This window comes from Aeromonas sp. YN13HZO-058 (genome assembly GCF_001921245.1).
GTDB classification, from domain to species: domain Bacteria; phylum Pseudomonadota; class Gammaproteobacteria; order Enterobacterales; family Aeromonadaceae; genus Aeromonas; species Aeromonas allosaccharophila.
On record NZ_MQSY01000024.1, the window covers coordinates 23,886 to 46,257 of the forward strand.

Below are 22,372 nucleotides of genomic sequence, written 5' to 3' on the forward strand. Positions count from 1 at the left end.
ACAGACGTGATGACCGAGGTCTTCATCGCCATAGGTTCCAACCTGTCTGACCCGCTGGGTCAGGCTCGTCGCGCCGTCGCCGCGTTGGGCCGGTTGCCGGAATCTGTGCTGGTGGAGGCCTCGTCGTTTTACAGCAGCCGCCCCATGGGCCCTGCTGACCAACCGGACTACGTCAATGCCGTAGCCCGGCTTAACACCCGGCTCGCGCCCCTTGCGCTGCTGGATCAATTACAAAAAATCGAGCTGGAACAGGGACGTGTGCGCAAGGATGAGCGGTGGGGACCGAGAACGCTGGATCTCGATCTGCTGCTCTATGGGGATCAGGTGATCAACCATGAGCGCCTGATCGTACCCCACTACGGCATGAAGGAGCGGGAGTTCGTGCTGCTGCCCCTTGCCGAAATTGCGCCTGCTCTGGTGCTGCCCTGCGGCACCCCGCTCGCCCGACTGGTTGCCCGCTGCCCGCACAATGATTTGGCCATCATTGCCCCGCGTGCAGACGTACAGGAGCCTCTATGAGCAAGATCACCACCGCCAGCCTGCTGAAAATGAAGCAGGATGGTCAAAAGTTCACCGCCATCACCGCCTATGATGCCACCTTTGCCAAGCTGTTCGACGACGAGGGCGCGCACGTGCTGCTCATCGGCGATTCGTTGGGCATGGTGCTGCAAGGGGGTCAGGATACCCTGGCGGTCAACATGGATGAGATGGTCTATCACACCCGCTGTGTGGCGCGCGGTGCCAGCAAGGCACTGGTGGTCGCCGACATGCCGTTCATGAGCTACGCCACGCCGGAGCAGACTTACCAGAATGCGGCCCGCCTGATGGCGGCCGGTGCCCGCATGGTGAAGATGGAAGGGGGCGACTGGCTGTGCGACTCCATCCGCCACCTCACCCGCAACGGGGTGCCGGTGTGTGGTCACCTCGGCCTCACCCCGCAATCCGTCCATGTCTTTGGCGGCTTCAAGGTGCAGGGGCGCGACGAGTTTCAGGCGCAAGAGATCTACCGTCAGGCCCTCGAACTGCAAGCGGCCGGTATCCAGCTGCTGGTGCTCGAGTGTGTGCCCACTGCGCTGGCCGAGCGCATCACCAAGGCGCTGCGCATCCCGGTGATCGGCATCGGTGCCGGTCCCGCGACCGATGGCCAGATCCTGGTGATGCACGATGCCTTTGGCGTCACCTCCGGCTATGTGCCCAAGTTCACCAAGAATTTCCTGGCCGAGACCGGCGATGTGCGTGCCGCCATCCGCCTCTATGTCCAGCAGGTGAGCGAGGGAAGCTTCCCCGGCCCGGAGCACTGCTTCAACTGATCCTGGCGGTTGCACGATGGGGGCTGCGGCCCCCGTCTCTGCTTGTCAGCCTCGTACAGTTAATCCCTATAGCTAATCCGTATCTTATTGATTCATCTAAAGGTGAACTGCTGATGTTGGTCGTAAATAATCCCGTCGTTCTGCGTGAGCAGATTAGCCAATGGCGCCGTGAAGGGCGAGCCATCGCATTCGTGCCCACCATGGGCAACCTGCATCAGGGCCACCTGACGCTGGTGAAAGAGGCGCACAGCCACGCCGAGAAGGTGGTGGTCAGCATCTTCGTCAACCCGATGCAGTTCGACAAGGCCGAGGATCTCGCCAACTACCCGCGTACTCTGGAGCAGGATTGCGCTGCGCTGGAAGTCGCCGGCGTCGACATGGTATTCACCCCGACCCCGGAGATCATGTATCCGCAGGGGCTGGCGAGCCAGACCTTCGTCGAAGTGCCGGGCCTCTCCGGCCTGCTGGAAGGGGCGCTGCGCCCCGGTCACTTCCGTGGGGTCAGCACCGTCGTCACCAAGTTGTTCAATCTTGTGCAGCCGGACGTGGCCTGCTTTGGCCAGAAGGATTACCAGCAGCTGGCGCTTATTCGCAAGATGGTGGCCGACATGGCGATGCCCATCGAGATCGTCGGTGTGCCGACCGTGCGGGCCGAAGACGGGCTGGCGCTCTCCTCGCGCAACGGCTACCTGACTGCCGCCGAGCGGGCCATTGCCCCCGAGCTGGCGCGCACCATGAACTGGATCGCCGAGCAGATTGAAGCGGGTGACCACCACCTGCCGTCGCTGGTGGCGCAGGCCAGTCAGCGTCTCGACAATGCCGGTTTCCGTACCGATGCCATCGACATCGTCGATGCTGCCACACTCGAGTCCGCCACTGACGAGAGCGCGCAGCTGGTGATCCTGATGGCCGCTTATCTTGGCAAGGCCCGCCTTATCGACAACCAAGTGGTCACGCTGCAGCAAGCCTGAGCCCGCCACAACCAGGAGGACCCCATGTCCAAGAAGGTTTACTGCATTGCCCAATTCCTGCCGAAACCCGGTCAGGAGCAAGCCCTGTTTCAGGTGCTGCAGGCGCTCGAGCCCAATACCCTGCGTGAGGATGGTTGCCTGCAATATCGGGTGACCCGCCACATCCCGAGTCCGTTTGCCGAGGGGGAGAGCTTCCCCATCGTGTTCAACGAGATTTGGCAAGATATGGCGGCCTTTGAAGCCCACTGCCAGCGCGCCGAGATCACCGCGTTCTTCGAGCGTTACTGCCTGGCCGATGATGGTTTGGCCGCCAAGTGGAATGTCTGCGTCTATAGCGACGAACCCGAACAGTACGACGCCCCCGTAAAGAAGTAATTCCCCCGATTGCCAGCGGACGCCCCCTCGGGCGTCCGCTGCTTTTTCACGCCTGCCATTTGGCGTTTTCCCCCGCGACTCTGCTCGCACCCGTTGTTTTCTCTCTCCACAATCGGCCCTGATGGCCGCTACAGGTGTTTATTTATGTTTACCTTGTTTGCTTCGTTGCTCTTCTGTCTGCTCTGTTTTGCCCTGACCCGACTGCCCGCCACGGTGCCGCTGTCGCGCAAGGTGCTCGCCGGTCTGCTGCTGGGGGGGCTGTTTGGTCTCGGTCTGCAACTGGGCTGGGGCGCCGATGATGCCGGTGTCCAGCAGACCCTGGAGTGGGTCAATATCGTTGGCGGCGGCTATGTCAGCCTGCTCAAGGTGGTGATGATGCCACTGGTGTTCACCTCCATCCTCTCCGCCATCAACAAGCTGGAGCAGGCCCAGTCCCTCGGCAAGATCAGCGCCGTGCTGATCGGCTCCATGCTGACGCTGGTGATGATTGCCGGTGTGGTGGGGATGACCATCACCCATCTGAGCGGTCTCACTGCCGAGGGGCTGTTGAGCCACGGTAGCGACAGCGCCGCCCTGCAACAGAGCATGAGCACCATCGACAGTGCCCAGACCCTGCCCGCCCTGCTGCTCTCGCTGGTGCCCACCAACTTTGCCGCCGACATGGCGGGTAGTCGAGGTCTCTCGGTGATCGGGGTGGTCATCTTCACCGTGCTGGCCGGGGTGGCCCTGCTGCAGCTGAAGGCGGAGCACCCGGAGGCGGGGGCTCGCGCCGCCGTGGCCATCGACACCCTGCAACTGTGGGTGATGAAGATGGTGCGGGTGGTGATTGCGCTCACCCCCTATGGCGTGATGGCGCTGATCGCCCGGGTGGTGGCTCACTATCCCCTGAGCGAGATCCTCAATCTGCTCGGCTTTATTCTGGTCTGCTACGTCGCCATTCTGGCGATGTTTGCGGTACACATGGTGATCCTGCTGCTGCTCGGCCAGAACCCGCTGCATTATTTGCGGGAAGTGTGGGGCGTGCTCACCTTCGCCTTTATCTCCCGCAGCAGCGCCGCCTCAATTCCGCTCAGCATCGAGACCCAGCAACGTCTTGGGGTGCCCGCCAGCATCGCCAATTTTGCCGCCTCGTTCGGTGCCAATCTGGGTCAAAACGGCTGCGCCGGTATCTATCCGGCCATGATGGTGGCGATGATTGCCCCCATGCTCGGCATCAACCCCTTCGATCCCCTGTTCCTGCTGACCCTGCTGCCGGTCATTGCGCTCGGCTCCATCGGGGTGGCTGGCGTCGGCGGTGGTGGCACCTTCGCCGCGCTGATCGTGCTCTCCACCCTCAACTTCCCCATCGCGCTGGTGGGGGTGATGATCGCCATCGAGCCGCTGGTGGACATGGGCCGTACCGCCCTCAACGTCAACGGCTCCATCATGGCGGCGATGATCACCAAGCGGTTGCTGGGCAAACAGCAGCTGGCCGAGACGCAGGTGTTGGAGCAGCAGGCCGCCAGCTAACCCCGAGCGTTACCCAATATGAAAGAAGCCCGCAGTTGCGGGCTTCTTTATGTCGGCTGTGTTGCCCTGTGGGCAGGCGCGCTTACTCGGCAGAGACGGGGTAACCGGCGCCTTTCCAGGCGAAGATACCGCCCGGCACCCGATAGACCTGCTGATAGCCCTGAGTCACCGCCCAGGCGGCGGCGTTGTGGCTGCGACCGCACTTGACGAAGCCGCAGTAGATCACCACAGGGCGGGACTTGTCTTCACCCAACAGCGCCTGGAACTGCTCCGCCGTGGCGCTCCCCTCGACGATCTCGCTCCAGTTGTCGCCGGACTTGGCCTCCTTCACGAAGACAAAGTTCTTGGCGCCCGGGATGTGCTCTTTCTTGTAGGAGTCCTCATAGGGCATGGTGTCGATGATCACCAGCTCCTCGCCCTTATCCATCCGGGTCTTCAGCTCGGCCACGGTCAGCAGCTGATAGCCCCCTTGCTGTGTCTCTTGCGCCAGTTGCACCGCCGACTGCTCCAGCTTTACCTCCTGCTCGAACTGGTTGTCGCCACAGCCACCGAGGGCAAAACTGGCGGCGATCAGCGAGGCCAGCAGGGTGCGGGATCGCAATGTCATCATGTCACTACTCCTTTGGAACGGAAAAAACGGGGCGGGAAGTTCGCAGCAGGGCGCCCGCAAGCGTCAGTAGCAGCAGATCCCGCAGGATGGCTTCTGGCAGCGAGCTGAGATCAGCCTTGCCAAGACAGCCGCAAGAGATGTCGAGGCCGATAGCAACGCCATAGCCCAACACCGGAATAAACAGGGCGAGCAGCCCGATCACCAGCCACAATCCCCAGCGCCGGTTGGCAATGACCGCGAGTCCGGCGCAGAGCTCCAGCGCGATCAGCCCCCAGGCCACCGGCGGGATCAGTGACGGCCAGATCAGCCCGAAGGCCGCGATCTGTTCGACAAACAGGGCGGGGGATACCAGCTTGAACCCGGCCGAGGCGACGAAGAAGCCACCCAGTGCCAGATTGGCCAGCATGCGCAACAAAGCAGGCATGTTCTACCTCTTTATAGAGAGGGATGAATTCTAACAATTCCCGATTGAGCCGCAATGGCTAACCCCATGCAAGACCACATAAATCTCTATTTTGCGGGGAAAGGGTCGGTACTGGGTATGAACGCCGCAGTCCCGACCCTTATTGCAATCAGGCGAACTGGGGTAGCCACTGACGTTGGGCGGCGTACATCTCGTCGAACATCTGCTGGATCTGCTCCAGGGTACAGACGGTGGCGGTGACCGGATCGAGGGCCAGCGCGTAGCGGGCAGCATCGAGATCGCCGGTCAGGGCCGCCTGCACGATCAGCTCCTGCACCGCAGTGTTGCTCTTGCACAGGCTGGCGCACTGGGTCGGCAGTCGCCCCATCGCCTGCGGTTGCAGTCCCTTCTCATCGACCCAGATCGGCACCTCCACCACGCAGTCGGCGGGCAGGTTCTCCACCAGCAGTCCCTCGGGCTGGCAGTTGGCCAGATTGCCGTTGATGCGGGTGCGCTCGCCGCTCACCATGGCGTGGATCAGCTTGGGCCCGTTGAGCATGTTGGGGGCGATGACGAAGGGTTTTTCCCCCGCCAGCTGGGCGGCGATCTCCGCCTTGCCGGCAGCGTGGACCTGCTCTTCCAGGGCCAACAGATTCCAGCGTTGGGGCAGGAAGTGGTTGATCATCGCCTCGTTCTTGCGGAAATAGGGCAGGTAATCGCTGCAGTGCCAGTGGTTCTCGGTACACCAGAGGCCAAAGAACTTCAGCACTTCGCAGCGCACGCCGTCCGCCTCGCGGGTTTTCGGATCATTCACCAGCGCCCGGATCTTCGGCTGCATATCTTCGCCATGGATGGCAAAGCGGGTGATCCAGGTCATGTGGTTGATCCCGGCGAACTCGTACTCCACCTCGGCGGGTACATCGTGATACATCAGGCGCTGCCAGCGTTCCGGGGTGGAGGGGTGATCCACCCAGGGGCCGACCCCCAGATAACCGGCCAGTTGGGCGACGGTGTAGCGCACTCCATAGCAGAGGCCGATGGACTGGATGGTACTTGCTTCTTTGGCGGCCCAGGTGAGGGGCGCCAGCGGGTTGGCGTAGTTGATGAAGAGAGCGTTCGGACAGAGTTCCTCCATATCCCGCAGGATCGCCAGCATAGGTGGAATGTGGCGCAGGGCGCGGAAGATGCCGCCCGGTCCCATGGTGTCGCCCACTTCCTGGATCACCCCGTATTTGGCCGGGATCGCCATGTCCAGCTTCCAGGGGGCGAGGCCGCCCACCTGAATGGCGCTGATGACGAAGTCCGCATGGCGAATCGCATCGCGCTGGCTGGTGGTCTGGCTCACCTGCATCGGCAGGCCGGATTGCGCCACCATCATGGTGATGAGACGGTGGCTCTGGGCCAGCACCTCGGGATTGAGATCCATCAACACCAGCTCGGTGCCCGCCATGGCGGGGTAGGAGAGCAGGGCCGAGACAATCTGGCGGGTAAACATGACGCTGCCAGCGCCAATAATGGTGATTTTGCTCATGTCAGAACCTTATTTGAAAAAACGGGAACGCCAGCGTCCCTGTTGAAGTTGCAGCATGCTGCCGTGGATCATCAGGGCGGCGAGGATCATCACCCCGTAGACCAGTCGGGTCCAGAAGCCGTCGAGACCGGCACTGATGATGCCCGCCTCCAGCATGCCGATGATGCAGGCGCCAAACAGGCTGCCCAGCAGAGTGCCTCTGCCCCCCAGTACCGAGGTGCCGCCAATGAACACAGAGGCAAACACCAGCAGCATGTAACCCTGCCCCTGATTGGGCCACCAACTGCTCATCTCGACGCTGATCAGCACCCCGACCAGCGCTGCGAGCAGCCCCATCAGCATGAAGAGGCCGAGCCGCATCCGGTTGACCGGCACCCCCATCAGGCGTGCAGCCTCCGGGTTGTCTCCGATGAAGTTGATATTGTCACCCAGCTCGTGATGAGCCAGCAGCAGCCAGAGCAACAGCGCTGCCAGCAGGCTCCAGAGGGCCTGGGCGGGCAGCCACTCCCACACTCTGCCAGTTAGCAGGGTATGGAGCAGGGTGTCGCGGATCTCGGGCAGGCTGAGGGCCAGCCCGTCGGCCAGCACAGTGGTGAGGCCGCCGATAAAGAACTGGGTGCCGATGGTGGCGATGATGGAGGGGATCTGGAACTGCACGATCAGCAGGGCGTTGAGCAGCCCGCACAGCAGCCCGCCCGCCATCGCCCCGAGCAGTGCCAGCAGCGGCGAGCCGGTGTGCTGGAACAGCCAGGCGAAGATAAATCCCCCCAGCGCGATGACCGCAGGAAAGCTCATGTCGATCTCGCGGGCGATGATCAACAGGGTCATGCCCAGCGCCAGCAGGATGGTCAGCGGAATGGTCGAGAGCAGGGAGGTGTAGATCCGGCCATGGAAAAAGGTGACCGGACTGATGCTGGCAAACAACCCCCACAGCAGCAGCAGGATCAGCCCGGTCAGTAAAGGCGCCCGATGGGCGAGCAGGAAGTGTCTCATTGGCTACCCCTTCTGACGGCATCGAGCAGCGCCTGTTGCAGGGCCGGGAGGGTCATGTCGGCTTTGTGGTACTGGGCGACGATGGCGCCCCTGTCCATGACCACGAAGCGGTCGGCGACCCGGTAGGCATCGGCCATGTTGTGGGTGATCAGCAGGCAGGCGCGGCCCTGGGCCCGCAACTGTTCGATAAAGCTGAGCACCTTCTCGACCTCACCGAGGGATAGGGCGGTGGTCGGCTCATCGAGGATCACCAGCCGGGCATCAAACAGCATGGCGCGGCCGATGGCCAGCCCCTGTCGTTCGCCGCCAGAGAGCAGGCTGACCGGCGCATCGACGTTGGCACCGATGCCACGAAAATGGAGCTCCCGCAGCAGCTCGGCGGCCCGGCATCGCTCTTCTTGCCGGTCGATAAAGCCCCAGCGATTGCGCAGATGGCGTCCCAGAAAGAGGTTGCGCCAGACGCTCTGCTGCTCGCCGAGGGCGCCGCTCTGATAGACGGTCTCGATGCCGAGCCGACGGGCGGTGGGCACATCGTAGCGATCGCCTGCCACCGTCTGCCCGGCAACGGTCAGGGTGCCGCTGCCGAACGGTTCGGCACCGGCAATGACCCGGATCAGGGTCGACTTGCCCGCGCCGTTGTCGCCAAGCAGGGCAACCACTTCACCCGCCCGCTGCTGGAAATGGATATCCCGCAGGGCCTGCACCGGGCCGAACCATTTGTTCAGCCCGTGCAGCTCGAGGGCCAGTGGCACCATTTAGCGCAAACCTTTGGCCGCCAGCGGGGCGATGAGCGCGATGTTGTCTTTGGTGACAAAACCGGCCCCGGTGTTGATGTCCAGACCGGCAAAGCCGTAACGCTCGCTCAGCACCAGCTGGACCACCGAGAGGTAACCCATCAGGTAGGGTTGGCAATCGGCTACCAGTTGCACATAACCGGACTGGATCCCGTCTGCGGTGGCGGGGGAGAGGCTGAAACCGGCGACAAACAGCTCACCGGGTTTGACGGCGGCGTTGCGCAGGAAGTTGCCCATCTGGGCGGTCAGGGCACCGTGATCCACCAGCACCATCTTCACGTCGGGGTGGGTTGCCAGATAGGAGGTGACGACCGGGGCACCCAGGGACGGGTCTTTGTCCACTTCCTGCGAGATCTGGATGAAGTCGACCTTCATACCCGCCTCTTCCAGGGTCTTGATCAGGCCACGGGTGGAGTCGCTGCGCTGGGCGATGTCCTTGATGCCCCACACCATGGCGCGGTCACCCTTCTTCAGGCCGCTGCGGCGCAGGGCCTCTTTGGCCAGATTGATGCCGCGGGTAGCGTTGTTGTCGCCCACGTAGCCAAAGCCGTTGCTCAATTCATCGGCCATGGTGCCGGAGAGCTCGGTGTCCACCGAGGTCACCTTGATCCCCTTGGTGATGGCGTCGGCAATCAGCGGCTGGTAGGCGCTGTCACCGGGGTGGCCCATCACCACGATGCCGGTGGGCTTGGCGGCCACTGCCTGCTTGAAGTTCTCGATCATTTTCTGGGGTTGCCAGTCGGAGTAGACCAGTCGCAGATCCACCCCCAGATCTTCAGCCGCCTGTTTGGCGCCATTCTGCACCACGGTGACGTAGGATTCGCCGACCGGGCCGCCGAGATCAAACCAGATGGTCATATCCTTGCCGGAGGGGGCCGCGCCCACCTGGGAGGCGAGCAGGCAGCCGGACATCAGCAGGCCGGTCAGCCAGCGTTTGGCCGTGTGAGTATTGCCAGTGTGGGTGTTGTGCATTGTGTTTCTCCTTGTTGTAAATGTGGGCGCGGTGGATCGCCTGCGGTGAGGCTCAGGCCATTCAAAGCGCCGGGTAAATGTGGTTGCTACCACGATCGGGTGTCGGGCGGTCAAATGGGGTGGTTCCTGCAGGCTCACGAGGCTGGATAGCGGGCCAGCTCCTGATAGTCGCCGTCCGCTTCGCAGCGAAAGACGGCGGCGGTTTCGCCGCACTGGCACCACAGCTGCCACTCGTCTGGCAGACAGTGGAGGCGAATGGCGAGGCCGCAGCCAGCGCTGAGCTGGCGTGGTACGTCGCAGACCCGAAACGACTGGCCGTGCTGCTCCAGCCGCTTGCGCAGCCTGACCGTGCCGAGGGTGGAGTGGAACAGGTAGAGGAACTCCTGATTCATGGTTTGGCTCCCGTGCTGGCGCGCGCGCCAAACAGCGCGGCCCCCAGCGCACCGGCAAACTGGGCATCCGGATGGGTGGCGACCTCGCAGCCCAGCCCTTCTGCCAGATAGTGGCGGAAGGTGGCGCAGTGGCTGACGCCGCCAGTAAAGAGCACCGTCGGTCTGGCGCCGAGGCGGCCGATGAAGTTGGCACTGCGCCGGGCCATGGATCGGACGATGCCAGCGAGGATAGACTCGGCCGGAATACCCGCCGAGCGCAGGCTGATCGCCTCCGACTCGGCAAACACGGTACACATGCTGCTGATGTCGTGGGGCTCTGCGCCCTCCAACAGCTCGTCGAGCTGCTCGACTCGCGCCCCCAGGGTGCGGGTGATCACCTCGAGAAAGCGGCCGGTACCGGCGGCGCATTTGTCGTTCATCAGAAAGTCGGTGAGGTTGCCGTCGCCATCAAGCTGGATCACCTTGCTGTCCTGCCCGCCGATGTCGATGACGGTGTGTACCGATGGACAGAGCAGGCGGGCACCCAGCCCGTGGCAGGAGATCTCGGTGACCCGGCGATCGGCGAACGACGCCAGATCCCGGCCATAGCCGGTCAGGGTCAGGTGGGGGCGCTCTGGCAAATCGGCCGAGAGCTCCTCCCAGCCTTGCTCGATGGCGGCCAGCGGACGAAAGGGGGTCGGCACCAGAAAACGGCGGACGATACGCCCGCCATCCCGGCTGTCGAACAGGATCCCCTTGGTCGCGGTGGAGCCCGAGTCAATCCCGATGGAGAGTGACACGGCGCCTCCTCACAGCATTTCGATAAAGGCAGCCAGCCGGGTCGCCAGTTGTCCCTTGTCGGCGCTGGAGTAGTCGGTTTCGACCGCCATGTAGGGGATGCCGTGGCGTTCGCGCACATGGCGCTTGATGGCGAGCGACTCCACCGCATAGGTGTGGCAGGCCTGCAGTATCACATCGATCACCCCGTCAGCCTGATACTCCTCCACCATCTGGCTCAGCAGATTCATGCGCTGGTGGTTGGGGGAGATGCAGGAGCAGCCGATGGCCAGATACTTGTCGGTCAGGGCATCGAACAGGTCGCCCTCTTCCCTGACGCACTGCTCGGTCGCCTTGGCGCCGGTGCAGTTCTCGTAACCCACCACCCAGCCGCCGTGCTCCTCGATGAGGCGTACCACCTTGTCGGCAGCGCCGCCGATGGGACAGCCGGTGATGAGGATGCGCGGGCGGGCATCGAGCCGCTTGCCTTCGGCATAGTCGGCCTTGATGCGGCGGGTCATCTCCTGCAGCTCGCCGATAAGCTGCTCCTTGTCGAAGCGGAAGGTGGCGCCATATACCACCTTGAGGATGTCGGTGCCGCTCAGCGCCGGCGGGTTGAGCTGACCCAGCCGATAGAAGTCGGCCAGCGCGCGGCGCTCGCGGTTCTTCAGCACGATGGCGTCGCGCAGTGCCTGCTCGCTGATGGGGTTGCCGAACTGCTGCTCCAGCAACTCCTTGAAGCGGACGATTTCGCTGCGCCACAGGGTGCGGGAGGCCTCGTCATCGGCGCGGTTGGGCAACTGCATCACATGCACCGGTTTGAACTCTGCCATGTACTCGTACATCTTCTTCTTGCCGTCGCAGGTGGTTTCCCCCACCACCAGATCGGAGAAGTAGAAGTAGGGGCACTTGTCGGTCTTGCCGAACCCGTAGCTGCTCTTGATGAGCGGGCAGAGGTTGCGGGGCAGATCCTTTTCGGCCTCCTCGATGGTCTCGTCGCTGGTGGAGCAGAGCGATACCACCACGGCGCCGGCGGCTATCGCCACCTCCTGCGGCATAAAGGTGCAGTAGGTACCGATCAGGGGGATCTGTCGCTCCTTGAGTGCCATTACAGCCAGAAAGCCCTGACGACGGGCATCTGAAAAACTCTCGAAAATGGCTGGCAACTCGGTGATCAGTGACATAAGCGATCCTGTCCTGCTGGGAAATGAGAGAGAGGAAGAGGCCGTCCATCACGGCTCTTCCAACCGCGGGAATTATACCTTTGGGGGTAATCCGAAAATTGCGGTGGATCACAAGGTGCCGGATAAAGCCTTAATAACAGGGAGGTTATCTGATGTGTGATGAAGATAGGAGGATGAGAATAAACAACGGGCACCGCGAGGTGCCCGTTGCATGTCATCAGTGACGCAGCCCGGTGCCCCGAGAGATGAGCCACCAGGCGATACCGTAGAGGGCCACGATAAAGCCGATGATGATGAGGTAGGCGGTGCCGAGCGGCACGTCGGAGATACCGAGAAAGCCGTAGCGGAACGCGTTCACCATGTAGATGATGGGGTTCACCTGGGAGACACCTTGCCAGAACGGGGGCAGCAGGCTGATGGAGTAGAACACCCCGCCCAGATAGGTGAGCGGCGTCAGTACGAAGGTGGGGATGATGCTGATGTCGTCGAAGGTCTTGGCAAACACCGCGTTGATGAGGCCTCCCAGCGAGAAGAGGATGGCGGTCAGCAGCACGGTCACGCAGACGCTGAACAGATGGTGGATCTGCAGCGGCACGAAGAACAGCGACACCAGGGTGACGATGAGGCCGACACAGAGGCCGCGCGCCACGCCACCGCCGACGTAGCCGGCGATGATGACGTAGTTGGGCACCGGCGCGACCAGCATCTCCTCGATATTGCGCTGGAACTTGGCGCTGAAGAAGGAGGAGGCGACGTTGGAGTAGGAGTTGGTGATCACCGACATCATGATGAGGCCGGGCACGATGAACTCCATGTAAGTGAAACCGCCCATGTCACCGATGCGCGAACCGATCAGGTTGCCGAAGATGACGAAGTAGAGGCTCATGGTGATGGCTGGCGGCACCAGGGTCTGGATCCAGATCCGGGTAAAGCGGCTCACCTCTTTGGCCAGAATGCTCTTGAAGGCGATGTAATAGATGGCCAGATTCATGCTTTTCTCCCCTCTTCGACCAGATTGACGAACAGCTCTTCCAGCCGGTTGGCCTTGTTGCGCATGCTCACGACCTGCACCTGCTGGTTCGACAGCTGCTCGAACAGGCTGTTGAGTGACTGGCTCTTGTCGAGATCCACCTCGAGGGTGCGCTCATCCTGCATGCGGCCGTTGAACTCTGGCACCTCAGGTACGGCAGAACCTGGCGCAAGGTCGAGCAGGAAGGTCTCGCGACCCAGCTTGCCCAGCAGATTTTTCATGCTGGTGTTCTCGATCAGACGCCCCTTGTCGATGATGCCGATGTTGCGGCAGAGCATCTCGGCCTCTTCCAGATAGTGGGTGGTGAGGATGATGGTGACGCCCTGCTCGTTGAGATCCTTGAGGAAGGTCCACATGGAGCGGCGGATCTCGATATCGACCCCGGCGGTCGGTTCATCGAGGATCAGCAGTTTGGGCTCGTGCATCAGGGCGCGGGCGATCATCAGACGGCGCTTCATGCCGCCGGAGAGGGTGCGGGCAGGCATGTCGCGCTTCTCCCACAGATCGAGCTGGCGCAGGTACTTCTCGGCGCGGATCTTGGCTTCCGCCTTGGGTACGCCGTAGAAACCGGCCTGATGGGTGACAATCTGGATCACTTTCTCGAACTGGCTGAAGTTGAACTCCTGCGGCACCAGCCCGAGCTGAGCCTTGGCCTGTTCCAGATCGCTGTCGATGTCGTAGCCAAACACCTTTACCTTGCCGGCGCTCTTGTTCACCAGCGAGCTGATGACGCCGATGGTGGTGGACTTGCCCGCGCCGTTCGGGCCGAGCAGGGCGAAGAAATCCCCCTGCCTGACGGTAAGATCGATGCCTTTAAGGGCTTCGACGCCCCCCTGATAGGTCTTTTTCAGGCCGCTGATTTCCAGTGTGTTCATTGCAACCTCTGTGATGGTTGAATCCGGCTCGATACAGAAAAGGCGGCCAAGGCCGCCTGCACAGAGTAAAGGGCACAAGGCCGCTTCACCCGTGATATTCCTGAACCTGGCTTACTCCTGGGGTACCACTTTGCCGATAAACGGCAGGTTGCGGTACTTCTGGGCGTAGTCGATGCCACAGCCGACCACGAATTCGTCTGGAATGGCGAAGCCAATCCAGTCGACCGGCACCTGCACTTCGCGGCGGGAGGGTTTGTCCAGCAGGGTGCAGATGGCCAGGGATTTCGGCTCGCGCAGGGAGAGGATCTCGCGCACCTTGTTGAGGGTGTAACCGGTGTCGATGATGTCTTCCACGATCACCACATCCTTGCCCTTGATGTCATCGTCCAGGTCTTTGAGAATGCGCACGTCACGGGTGCTGTGCATGCCGGAGCCGTAGCTGGAGGCGGTCATGAAGTCCAGGGTGATGGGCAGCTGGCACTGGCGGCAGAGGTCAGCCAGGAAGATGCAGGAACCGCGCAGCAGCGCAATCATCACGACTTCGTCAGAACCCTGATAGCGGGCGGTGATCTCTTCACCCAATTTGGCGATCCGGGCGGCTACTTCAGCCTCGGAGATCATCACCTCGACGGTGTGTTTCATCACTTACTCCCATAAGGCCAAAGGGGATTTGGCCGTTCATGAATATCAAAACCGATGATTCTACCACTCATGTCGAAGGGTGCTAGAGATACGTGGTGCTTTTATCGGCTTATTTTAATTGATAGAGTTAGCAGGCACTCAGGCATGATTAGTTAAAATACTATAAACACCATAATCAATAACTATTAGATGATAAAAACTATGGAACCACGCGCAGAAATAAGACGTCGTACCCGGCTGTCGCCGGAAGCTCGTCGCTCCCAATTGATGGAATGTGCCATCGAGGTGTTCTCCCGTCGCGGCATTGGCCGTGCCGGTCACGCCGAGATTGCCGAACAGGCCAAGGTCTCTGTGGCTACCGTCTTCAACTATTTCAACACCCGCGAGGAGTTGGTTGATGAGGTGCTGGCCGAGATCGAACGCTTTGTGAACCAGATGCTGTCGCAGGCATACGGTGACCAGGGCTCCATTTTCGACAAGATCCAGCGTCATGTACGCCTCTCTGTCGATGCCGCCTACGATCAACCGGATTATGCCGGTATCTGGCTGGAGTGGAGTTCATCAGTTCGGGAAGAGGTATGGCCCCGCTATACCCGGCTGCTCGATCAGTGCCTTGAGCTGATCGCCAGCGAGCTGCAAACCGCCATGGATGCAGGGGAGATCACCAGCGTGCTGTCGGCACAGGATCTGGCCCGCTCTTTGACCGGTTTTGGCTATGTGATGATGCAGATGATCAATCAACCCAAGCGCCCGGCGCGCGAAGAGGTGACTGATTTCCTGTTCAAGTACGTGACGGCACCTATTCAGGCTTGCTGATACGGCTTAACGAAAAAAGGCGCCCCTCATCGAGGGGCGCCTTTTTTTATCCGGTTTGTCTGGCTAGCTCAGCCGTGGCCATAGCCCCAGCGGTTGGTCAACTCATGCTCGACACCGAGATGATCGAGGATGCGGGCGACCATAAAGTCCACCAGATCCTCGATACTTTTCGGCTCATGATAGAAACCGGGCGCGGCAGGCATGATGGTCACCCCGAGCCGCGCCAGTTTCAGCATGTTCTCCAGATGGATCGCCGAGAAGGGGGTTTCGCGGGGCACCAGGATCAGCTGGCCGCGCTCCTTGATCACCACATCCGCCGCCCGCTCCAGCAGGTTGTCCGAGGTGCCGTTGGCAATGGCCGAGACGGTGCCCATGGAGCAGGGGCAGACCACCATCTGTTTCGGTGCCGCCGAGCCGGAAGCCACCGGCGAGAACCACTCCTCCTTGCCGCAAGCCACGATCTGCCCCTCCTTGGCGCCATATTGGCGGCAGAGATAGGCAGAGAGCTCTTTCGGCGAGCCGGGCCACTCCTGCTGCTGCTCGGTCTTGAGTACTACTCTGGCCGCCGAGGAGGCGAGCAGGTAGACCCGATAGTCCGCCTGCACCAGACACTGGAGCAGGCGCAGGGCGTAGGGGGCGCCGGAGGCACCGGTCAGCGCCAGGGTGATCGCTTTGTTCATAGTTCGCCGTGGTAATCCTTGAGGCGGGCGATCAGCTTGTCATGAATGCCGCCGAAGCCGCCGTTGCTCATGATCAGAATATGGTCGCCATCGCGGCTCTCGGCCACCAGCCGGTTGATCAGGGTTTCCAGATCGTTGAACACCTTGGCGGGTCGGGTCATATGGGCGGTCACTTCCCCGAGATCCCAGCCGATGTTGGGCGGCTGGAAGAAGAACACCTCATCGGCGCCATCGAAGCAGCCAGCCAGCTCCTCCTTGTGGACCCCCAGCTTCATGGTGTTGGAGCGTGGCTCCAGCACCGCCAGAATGCGGGCCTCGCCCACCTTGGCGCGCAGGCCGCCGAGGGTGGTCTCGATGGCGGTGGGGTGGTGGGCAAAGTCGTCATAGACGCTGATGCCAGCTACCTCGCCCTTGAGCTCCATCCGCCGCTTGGGGGATTTGAACTGGCAGAGCGCCGCGATGCCATGCTCCACCATGACACCGGCATGGCGGGCGGCCGCGATGGCCATCAGGCCGTTGTTGACGTTGTGTTCGCCGATGCACTCCCAGTGCACCTCGCCCTGTTTTTCGCCATCCAGCCAAACTTCGAAGGCGGAGCCGTCATCGGCCAGTTTGACCGCCTTCCACTTGGCGTCGTCCTGACCGACCAGCTCCACTTCGCTCCAGCAGCCCATCTTGCGCACGGCGGTGAGGTTGTCATCGGCTTGCGGGAACAGCACCCGGCCATTGCTCGGTACGGTGCGCATCAGGTGGTGGAACTGGCGCTGGATGGCGGCGAGATCCGGGAAGATATCCGCGTGGTCGAACTCCAGGTTGTTCATCACCAAGGTGCGCGGGTGGTAGTGGACGAACTTGGAGCGCTTGTCGAAGAAGGCGCAGTCATACTCGTCCGCTTCGATGACGAAGAAGGGGGCGGAGCCCAAGCGGGCCGAGACCGGGAAGTTGCCCGGCACGCCGCCGATCAGGAAACCGGGCTCCAGCTTGGCGTACTCCAGCACCCATGCCAGCATGCTGGCGGTGGTGGTCTTGCCGTGGGTGCCGGCAACGGCCAGTACCCAGCGATCCTGCAGCACGTGCTCCAGCAGCCACTGGGGGCCGGAGATATAGGGCAGATTGCGGTCCAGCACATATTCAACACAGGGGTTGCCGCGGCTCATGGCGTTGCCGATCACCACCAGATCCGGCGCCGGATCGAGTTGGGAGGGGTCATAGCCTTCGGTCAGTTCGATGCCCTGTTGCTCGAGCTGGGTACTCATGGGGGGATAGACGTTGGCATCCGAACCGGTCACCCGGTAACCAAGCTGTTTTGCCAACACCGCCAGACCACCCATAAAGGTGCCGCAGATCCCGAGAATGTGAATATGCATACCGCTTCCTTTCGCAGTAAAGGGAAGTGCGCATTCTAGGGGGTGTTGCGGTGGTGGCACAAGCCGCACTCATGGTGAGAGACCCAAAGATGCGGCACTGGAGGCAGAAATCTTGTCACTGTTCTGGCGTGCGAGGCAGTAATGGGTGGGTCGGTTTTATTTGAGGCTTGATTTCGTGTCGCACTTTCTTACAATTCTTCGGTTTTGTGACGCACCCTACAGTTTTACCATATCGCCCTTTTCCAACGGAGAGTCCCCATGGGCAAGTTCCTGCTTTGCTATCTGGTCGGTGGTCTGGTGGCCATCAGTTGGGCTGCGTTGCCCGCTCATGGTCCTTGGGATCAGTGGGACCTCGCGATTTTTCATACCGTTAACGGCTGGCTCGGGCAGTCGCCGTTGTGGGCCGATCTGGTGGCTATCACCAATAACCGGCTGTTCGATCTGGCGGTACTGGCCTGCATGGGGCTGATCCTGGCCCGCTGTTTCTTCGCCCGGGATCTGGCGGGGCGTCGCCAGCTGGTGGCGATGGGCATTGTGATGCTGCTGAGTGCGCTGGCGATCAATCAGCTTGGTCATCAACTGCCGGTGGAGCGCCCCAGCCCGACTCTGATGGTGAGCGACGCCTTGCGAGTCACCCATCTCAGTGCGATCCCGACCAAGGACTCTTCCGGTGATAGCTTCCCGGGGGATCACGCCCTGTTCCTGATGATCTTCGCCGGTTTTGCCCTGCGCTATCTGCCGCGCTGGGCCGGTGTTAGTGCGCTGCTGATGGTGCCGATCTTTTCCGCGCCGCGCATTCTGGCGGGGGCCCACTGGTTTACCGACGTCTATGTCGGCGCACTGGGGCTGGCGACCCTCTGCCTGCCCTGGTTACTGCTGACCCCGCTGGCGGATCGGCTGATCGCGCGAATCGTTCCCTATCTCGCGCCATTGCCGTTGCTGCGCAGCCAGACCCACTGCCAGACCCGCTGATTGAGCGTCGCAAAATAAAACGCCCCGACATGAAAATGTCGGGGCGTTTTGTTATCAACCCGCTAGATCATCAGCCTTGATAGCCGTTCGGGTTGTTGCTTTGCCAGCGCCAGGTATCGACCATCATCTGCTCCAGACCGTGCTCTGCCTGCCAGCCCAGCTCGGCACGGGCCAGCGTCGGTTCGGCCCAGCACTCGGCGATGTCGCCCGGGCGACGGGGTTTGATCTGGTAGGGAATGGGGCGGCCGCTGGCGGCCTCGAACGCCTTGACCATCTCCAGTACTGAGTAGCCCTGACCGGTGCCCAGGTTGTAGGTGAAGACGCCTGTGTCACTCTTGATGCGGGCCAGTGCTTTGAGGTGACCGATGGCCAGATCTACCACATGGATATAGTCGCGCACGCCGGTACCGTCTGGCGTCGGGTAGTCATTACCAAATACCCCCAGCTCCTTGAGCTTGCCGACCCCCACCTGGCTGATATAAGGCAGCAGGTTGTTGGGAATGCCGTTGGGGTCTTCACCAATCAGGCCGCTCTCGTGGGCGCCGACCGGGTTGAAGTAACGCAGCAGTACGATGGCCCAGCGCGGATCGGACTTTGACACGTCGCGCAGGATCTCTTCCACCATCAGCTTGGAGCGACCGTAGGGGTTGGTGGCGCTGGTGGGGAAATCTTCCCGCAGCGGTACCGAGGCCGGATCGCCGTAAACGGTAGCCGAGGAGCTGAATACCAGCCGGAACACGCCAGCCCTGGCCATCTCTTCGCACAGCACCAGAGTGCCGCTGATGTTGTTCTGGTAGTAGGTGAGCGGGATCTGGCTCGACTCCCCGACTGCCTTGAGGCCGGCGAAGTGGATCACTGACTCGATCTGGTGGGCGGCAAACAGCTGCTGCAGACAGGCTCTGTCCAGCACATCCCCTTCGACGAAGGTGACCGGTTTGCCGGTGATCTGCTCAACCCGCTTGAGTGACTCAGGTGAGGAGTTGGAGAGGTTGTCGAGTACCACGACCTGCTGCCCCGCGCCGAGCAGCTCAACCAGGGTGTGGGAGCCGATATAGCCGGCGCCCCCTGTGACCAGTATTGTCATTTTTTATCCCGTGTTCTGGTGAAACTGGGGGCAGAGTCTACCCGTCCTGTCTGCTCTGGAAAAGCTTGGAACTCCAATGAAGCCTTCGTTACTGCTCAAGAAAGCCTTCGCCACGGCTCAATAATCGAGGCTGATATCCCCTTTCGCGGTGCAGGAGCAGGCCAGTGCCACGCCGTTCGCCAGATCCTGTGCATTCAATGTCATCACGCTTTGGCGCTCGATATTGCCCTCGGTAGAGCACCGGCAACTACCACATACGCCTGCGCGACAAGCTGCCATCATGGTTTCACCCGCCATTTCTAGCGCCGCCAGCAGGGTCTGGCCCGGCAAAATTTTCACTTTCTTGCCGCTCTTTTTCAGGGTCAGCCAGAAGTGGTCGTTGGTGGTCGCGGCTGGCTCTGCGGTGGGAAGACCAAAGGACTCCTGATGCAGTTGCTCCGGTGGCAATCCCAGCTCCGCCAGCATGGTGCTAATAGCCGCCATATAGGGAGTTGGGCCGCAGAGATAGACATGACGCTCGTGCAGGTCAGGGGCCAGTTCGGCCAGCATGGTGGGGGTGAGTCGGCCAACCCAGGGGTGGTCAGCCGGAGCTTGCTCCAGCACGAATGCATGACGTAGCCCGATATGTGCCTCAGCCAGCACAGTCAGCTCCTCGGCAAAGATCACATCTGCTGGCGAGCGGGCGCTATGGATAAAGCGGATATCGGCGTCCGGCCGTTTGGCAAGCTCGTCCCGCAGCATGGCCCACATGGGGGTGATGCCGGAACCGGCACTGAGCAGCAGCGGCCGCTCGCAAGGGAGGTTGGTCAGGTTGAACTCGCCGAACGGGCCATCGGCCTGGATCTTGTCTCCCACCTGCAAGGTCTGGTGCAGATGGCGGGAGACTAGCCCCACATCCTTGATGGTGACCTGCCAGCACGAATCTTGCGGGCTGGAGGAGAGGGTGTAGGCGCGGCACTCCGGCTGGCCGTCGATCTCGGTATGCAGGGTGATACACTGGCCAGCCAGTACGGGAGGGAGGCTGCCAGAAAGCGGCACTAGCTGCCAGCTCACTACGTCGTGGGTGTTCTGCTGGCGGCCAATGCAGGTGAGCGTGAGAGAGGTCATCACAAGGCTCCTTATGTTTGAAACGGTTTGAAAAACGTCTGATGAAAAAGCCGGGGCCAGAAAAAAGGCGAGCTGGGCGGCTCGCCAAACGCTTACAACATGAGGTGCCGATCAGGCCGCCAGGATCTCGGCCAAGTCAGCCTCGGCCGTGGTGGTCCCTTTCAGGCCAAACTGCTCCTCCAGCACCTTGAGCAGGGCCGGGGTGAGGAAGGCGGGGGCGGTCGGCCCGGTACGAATGTCTTTCACCCCGAGGGAGAGCAGGGTGAGCAGAATGACGATGGCTTTCTGCTCGAACCAGGAGAGCACCAGCGTCAGCGGCAGATCGTTGACCCCGCACTCGAACGCCTCAGAGAGCGCCAGCGCCAGCTGGATGGCAGAGTAGGCATCGTTGCACTGGCCCACGTCCAGCAGGCGCGGAATGCCGCCGATGTTGCCAAAGTCAAGCTTGTTGAACTTGTACTTGCCGCAACCCAGGGTGAGCAGCAGGCTGTCGCGCGGCGCCGCCTTGGCAAACTCGGTGAAGTAGGCGCGCTCGGCCTTGTCGCCGTCACAGCCACCCACCAGGAAGAAGTGGCTGATCTCCCCGGCTTTTACCTTCTCAATCACCGCGGGTGCGGCCTGCATCAGGGCGTTGCGGGCAAAGCCGATGGTGATGAAGTGCTCCAGCTCGGTGTGTTTGAAGCCATCGAGTGCCAGAGCCTTGGCGATCACGGCGGAGAAATCATCTCCCTCCAGATGGGTCACACCCGGCCAGCCGACGATGGAGCGGGTGAAGATACGATCCGAGTAGTTGCCCACGTTCGGGTCGATGATGCAGTTGGAGGTCATCACTACGGCGCCCGGGAAGTTGGCAAACTCCTTCTGCTGGTTCTGCCAGGCGGAGCCGTAGTTGCCCACCAGATGGGGGTACTGCTTGAAGAAGGGGTAGGCCAGTGCGGGCAGCATCTCGCCGTGGGTGTAGACATGGATGCCGGCCCCCCTGGTCTGCTCCAGAATGAGCTTGAGATCCACCATGTCGTGGCCGGAGACCAGGATGCACTTGCCGGGGATGGGGGTGACGCGTACCTGGGTCGGCTCAGGATGGCCGAAGGCGCTGGTTTCACCCAGATCCAGCATCTCCATGATTTTGAAGTTGAGCTGACCGATCTCCATGGCACAGTTGAACAGCCGACCCATTTCGCTCGGGTCTGTGCTGAGCCAGCTCATGATGCGGTGGAATTCGGCGGCCACCTCGTCACTCTGCTGATCCAGCACCCGAGCGTGCTCCATATAGGCGGCCGCGCCCTTGAGGCCGTAGAGGCAGAGCAGGCGCAGCCCCATGATGTCTTCATTCACCTCGTTCTTGCCCCGATTGGGGGCGGCTGGCGCAGCATGGGCGAGCTGTTCCAGCAGCTCGGCGCCGGGCTCGAAGTGAGCGGATTGCGGCAAGTCGTTGACCTGCACCGCCATGGCGGCCAGACGATCGGCCAGCTGCTGGCGATAAGCGAGGGCCTGATTGACGTACGCCACGATGCGATTCGAGTCGAAGTTGACGTTGGTGAGGGTGGCGAAGAAGGCCTTGGGCACGAAGGCATCGATCTCGCGGTCGATGATGCCCTGCTCGCGGGCGGCCAGCGCCCAGGCGCTGAGTCCCTGCAGGGTATAGATCAGCACATCTTGCAGATCCGAGGTTTCCGCAGTCTTGCCGCACATACCTTGTGCGTAGGCACAGCCGTTGCCTGCCGGGGTACGAATTGTCTGTTCACATTGCACACAAAACATCATGTCTCTCCTAATTGGACATTTCAGTTGTCTGTTTTGTGGCGATTCTATTCCCCTCGTGAAAAACTTAATAGACATTCAATTTGCCAATTAAGGTTCCCTTGATGCAGATCAAAAATAAAAAAAGCCGCCCAAACAGGGCGGCAAGCGGGTGGATAAAAGGAGAGACAACTCAGGTTTGCAACAGAACATAACAATCAAGCGGGTTGGGCCGAGTCTGGTCAGGTGCCCCCGGCCC

Annotated in this window: 24 protein-coding genes; 7 read left to right on the forward strand and 17 right to left on the reverse strand. The window is 61.5% G+C overall.

Annotated features, from left to right (window positions below):
* Nucleotides 1-9: 9 nt before the first annotated feature.
* The 5 genes from folK to BSP75_RS05290 all read left to right on the forward strand — a co-directional run bounded on the left by folK (nt 10) and on the right by BSP75_RS05290 (nt 4,165).
* On the forward strand, nt 10-519 hold the full coding sequence (gene folK, locus BSP75_RS05270) for a 2-amino-4-hydroxy-6-hydroxymethyldihydropteridine diphosphokinase (RefSeq protein WP_075112465.1): 510 nt from the start codon (nt 10-12) through the stop codon (nt 517-519).
* Nucleotides 516-1,310 carry a 3-methyl-2-oxobutanoate hydroxymethyltransferase gene (gene panB, locus BSP75_RS05275; RefSeq protein ID WP_042063124.1) on the forward strand — a complete coding sequence of 265 codons (795 nt, stop codon included), beginning with the start codon at nt 516-518 and terminating at the stop codon, nt 1,308-1,310. The genes folK and panB overlap by 4 nt, the downstream gene beginning before the upstream one ends.
* 113 nt (nt 1,311-1,423) lie before the next feature.
* Nucleotides 1,424-2,281 (forward strand): pantoate--beta-alanine ligase, encoded by an 858-nt coding sequence (panC, locus tag BSP75_RS05280; RefSeq protein ID WP_042656634.1) that lies wholly within the window; start codon nt 1,424-1,426, stop codon nt 2,279-2,281.
* Between the two features lie 24 nt (nt 2,282-2,305).
* Nucleotides 2,306-2,656, forward strand: a complete 351-nt coding sequence (locus BSP75_RS05285) for a putative quinol monooxygenase (protein ID WP_042063121.1) — start codon at nt 2,306-2,308, stop codon at nt 2,654-2,656.
* A gap of 144 nt (nt 2,657-2,800) precedes the next feature.
* Nucleotides 2,801-4,165, forward strand: coding sequence for a cation:dicarboxylase symporter family transporter (locus BSP75_RS05290; protein WP_042656636.1), 1,365 nt, complete (start codon nt 2,801-2,803; stop codon nt 4,163-4,165).
* Between the two features lie 82 nt (nt 4,166-4,247).
* Here BSP75_RS05290 and BSP75_RS05295 read toward each other — a convergent pair whose 3' ends face one another.
* The 12 genes from BSP75_RS05295 to hpt form a co-directional block, all read right to left on the reverse strand.
* A complete protein-coding gene (locus tag BSP75_RS05295; RefSeq protein WP_075112466.1) occupies nt 4,248-4,775 on the reverse strand; it encodes a rhodanese-like domain-containing protein in 528 nt (175 codons plus the stop codon).
* Nucleotides 4,776-4,779: 4 nt separating this feature from the next.
* Nucleotides 4,780-5,199 (reverse strand): MauE/DoxX family redox-associated membrane protein, encoded by a 420-nt coding sequence (locus BSP75_RS05300; protein ID WP_075112467.1) that lies wholly within the window; start codon nt 5,197-5,199, stop codon nt 4,780-4,782.
* 148 nt (nt 5,200-5,347) lie between these two features.
* Nucleotides 5,348-6,709, reverse strand: coding sequence for an alpha-galactosidase (gene melA, locus BSP75_RS05305; protein ID WP_042063114.1), 1,362 nt, complete (start codon nt 6,707-6,709; stop codon nt 5,348-5,350).
* A gap of 9 nt (nt 6,710-6,718) precedes the next feature.
* Nucleotides 6,719-7,702, reverse strand: a complete 984-nt coding sequence (locus BSP75_RS05310) for an ABC transporter permease (RefSeq protein ID WP_075112468.1) — start codon at nt 7,700-7,702, stop codon at nt 6,719-6,721.
* Nucleotides 7,699-8,457, reverse strand: a complete 759-nt coding sequence (locus BSP75_RS05315) for an ATP-binding cassette domain-containing protein (RefSeq protein WP_075112469.1) — start codon at nt 8,455-8,457, stop codon at nt 7,699-7,701. Before BSP75_RS05315 ends, BSP75_RS05310 begins: the two co-directional genes overlap by 4 nt.
* Complete coding sequence (locus BSP75_RS05320; protein ID WP_075112470.1) at nt 8,458-9,468, reverse strand: substrate-binding domain-containing protein; 1,011 nt, start codon at nt 9,466-9,468, stop codon at nt 8,458-8,460.
* A 134-nt stretch (nt 9,469-9,602) separates the two neighbouring features.
* Nucleotides 9,603-9,860: a DUF3343 domain-containing protein gene (locus tag BSP75_RS05325; protein WP_075112471.1), complete on the reverse strand. Its 258-nt coding sequence runs from the start codon at nt 9,858-9,860 to the stop codon at nt 9,603-9,605.
* Nucleotides 9,857-10,639 (reverse strand): acyl-CoA dehydratase activase, encoded by a 783-nt coding sequence (locus tag BSP75_RS05330; RefSeq protein WP_075112472.1) that lies wholly within the window; start codon nt 10,637-10,639, stop codon nt 9,857-9,859. Before BSP75_RS05330 ends, BSP75_RS05325 begins: the two co-directional genes overlap by 4 nt.
* Nucleotides 10,640-10,648: 9 nt before the next feature.
* Nucleotides 10,649-11,800 carry a double-cubane-cluster-containing anaerobic reductase gene (locus tag BSP75_RS05335; RefSeq protein ID WP_075112473.1) on the reverse strand — a complete coding sequence of 384 codons (1,152 nt, stop codon included), beginning with the start codon at nt 11,798-11,800 and terminating at the stop codon, nt 10,649-10,651.
* Between the two features lie 217 nt (nt 11,801-12,017).
* Nucleotides 12,018-12,791, reverse strand: coding sequence for an ABC transporter permease (locus BSP75_RS05340; protein WP_005362866.1), 774 nt, complete (start codon nt 12,789-12,791; stop codon nt 12,018-12,020).
* Nucleotides 12,788-13,705 carry an ABC transporter ATP-binding protein gene (locus BSP75_RS05345; protein WP_075112474.1) on the reverse strand — a complete coding sequence of 306 codons (918 nt, stop codon included), beginning with the start codon at nt 13,703-13,705 and terminating at the stop codon, nt 12,788-12,790. The genes BSP75_RS05340 and BSP75_RS05345 overlap by 4 nt, the downstream gene beginning before the upstream one ends.
* A gap of 111 nt (nt 13,706-13,816) precedes the next feature.
* The gene (gene hpt / locus BSP75_RS05350; RefSeq protein ID WP_005335618.1) at nt 13,817-14,347 is read right to left on the reverse strand and encodes a hypoxanthine phosphoribosyltransferase; all 531 of its coding nucleotides are present in this window, start codon (nt 14,345-14,347) and stop codon (nt 13,817-13,819) included.
* A gap of 201 nt (nt 14,348-14,548) precedes the next feature.
* Between hpt and BSP75_RS05355 the strand changes: the two genes are divergently transcribed.
* The gene (locus tag BSP75_RS05355; RefSeq protein WP_042063099.1) at nt 14,549-15,163 is read left to right on the forward strand and encodes a TetR/AcrR family transcriptional regulator; all 615 of its coding nucleotides are present in this window, start codon (nt 14,549-14,551) and stop codon (nt 15,161-15,163) included.
* Nucleotides 15,164-15,231: 68 nt separating this feature from the next.
* Here the strand turns inward: BSP75_RS05355 and BSP75_RS05360 are convergent, their stop codons facing one another.
* Both BSP75_RS05360 and mpl read right to left on the reverse strand, forming a co-directional pair.
* Nucleotides 15,232-15,843 carry a flavin prenyltransferase UbiX gene (locus tag BSP75_RS05360; RefSeq protein ID WP_075112475.1) on the reverse strand — a complete coding sequence of 204 codons (612 nt, stop codon included), beginning with the start codon at nt 15,841-15,843 and terminating at the stop codon, nt 15,232-15,234.
* Entirely contained in the window at nt 15,840-17,210 is a 1,371-nt protein-coding gene (mpl, locus tag BSP75_RS05365) for a UDP-N-acetylmuramate:L-alanyl-gamma-D-glutamyl-meso-diaminopimelate ligase (RefSeq protein WP_042030470.1), read from the reverse strand. The genes BSP75_RS05360 and mpl overlap by 4 nt, the downstream gene beginning before the upstream one ends.
* A gap of 258 nt (nt 17,211-17,468) precedes the next feature.
* On the opposite strand from mpl, the gene BSP75_RS05370 reads away from it, so the two are divergent.
* Nucleotides 17,469-18,182, forward strand: coding sequence for a phosphatase PAP2 family protein (locus tag BSP75_RS05370; RefSeq protein ID WP_075112476.1), 714 nt, complete (start codon nt 17,469-17,471; stop codon nt 18,180-18,182).
* Nucleotides 18,183-18,252: 70 nt separating this feature from the next.
* On the opposite strand, the gene galE is transcribed toward BSP75_RS05370, so the two are convergent.
* The 3 genes from galE to hcp all read right to left on the reverse strand — a co-directional run bounded on the left by galE (nt 18,253) and on the right by hcp (nt 22,134).
* Nucleotides 18,253-19,266, reverse strand: a complete 1,014-nt coding sequence (galE, locus tag BSP75_RS05375) for a UDP-glucose 4-epimerase GalE (RefSeq protein ID WP_075112477.1) — start codon at nt 19,264-19,266, stop codon at nt 18,253-18,255.
* Nucleotides 19,267-19,383: 117 nt separating this feature from the next.
* Nucleotides 19,384-20,373 (reverse strand): hybrid-cluster NAD(P)-dependent oxidoreductase, encoded by a 990-nt coding sequence (locus BSP75_RS05380; RefSeq protein ID WP_075112478.1) that lies wholly within the window; start codon nt 20,371-20,373, stop codon nt 19,384-19,386.
* A 111-nt stretch (nt 20,374-20,484) separates the two neighbouring features.
* A complete protein-coding gene (hcp, locus tag BSP75_RS05385; protein ID WP_075112479.1) occupies nt 20,485-22,134 on the reverse strand; it encodes a hydroxylamine reductase in 1,650 nt (549 codons plus the stop codon).
* Between the last annotated feature and the right edge of the window lie 238 nt (nt 22,135-22,372).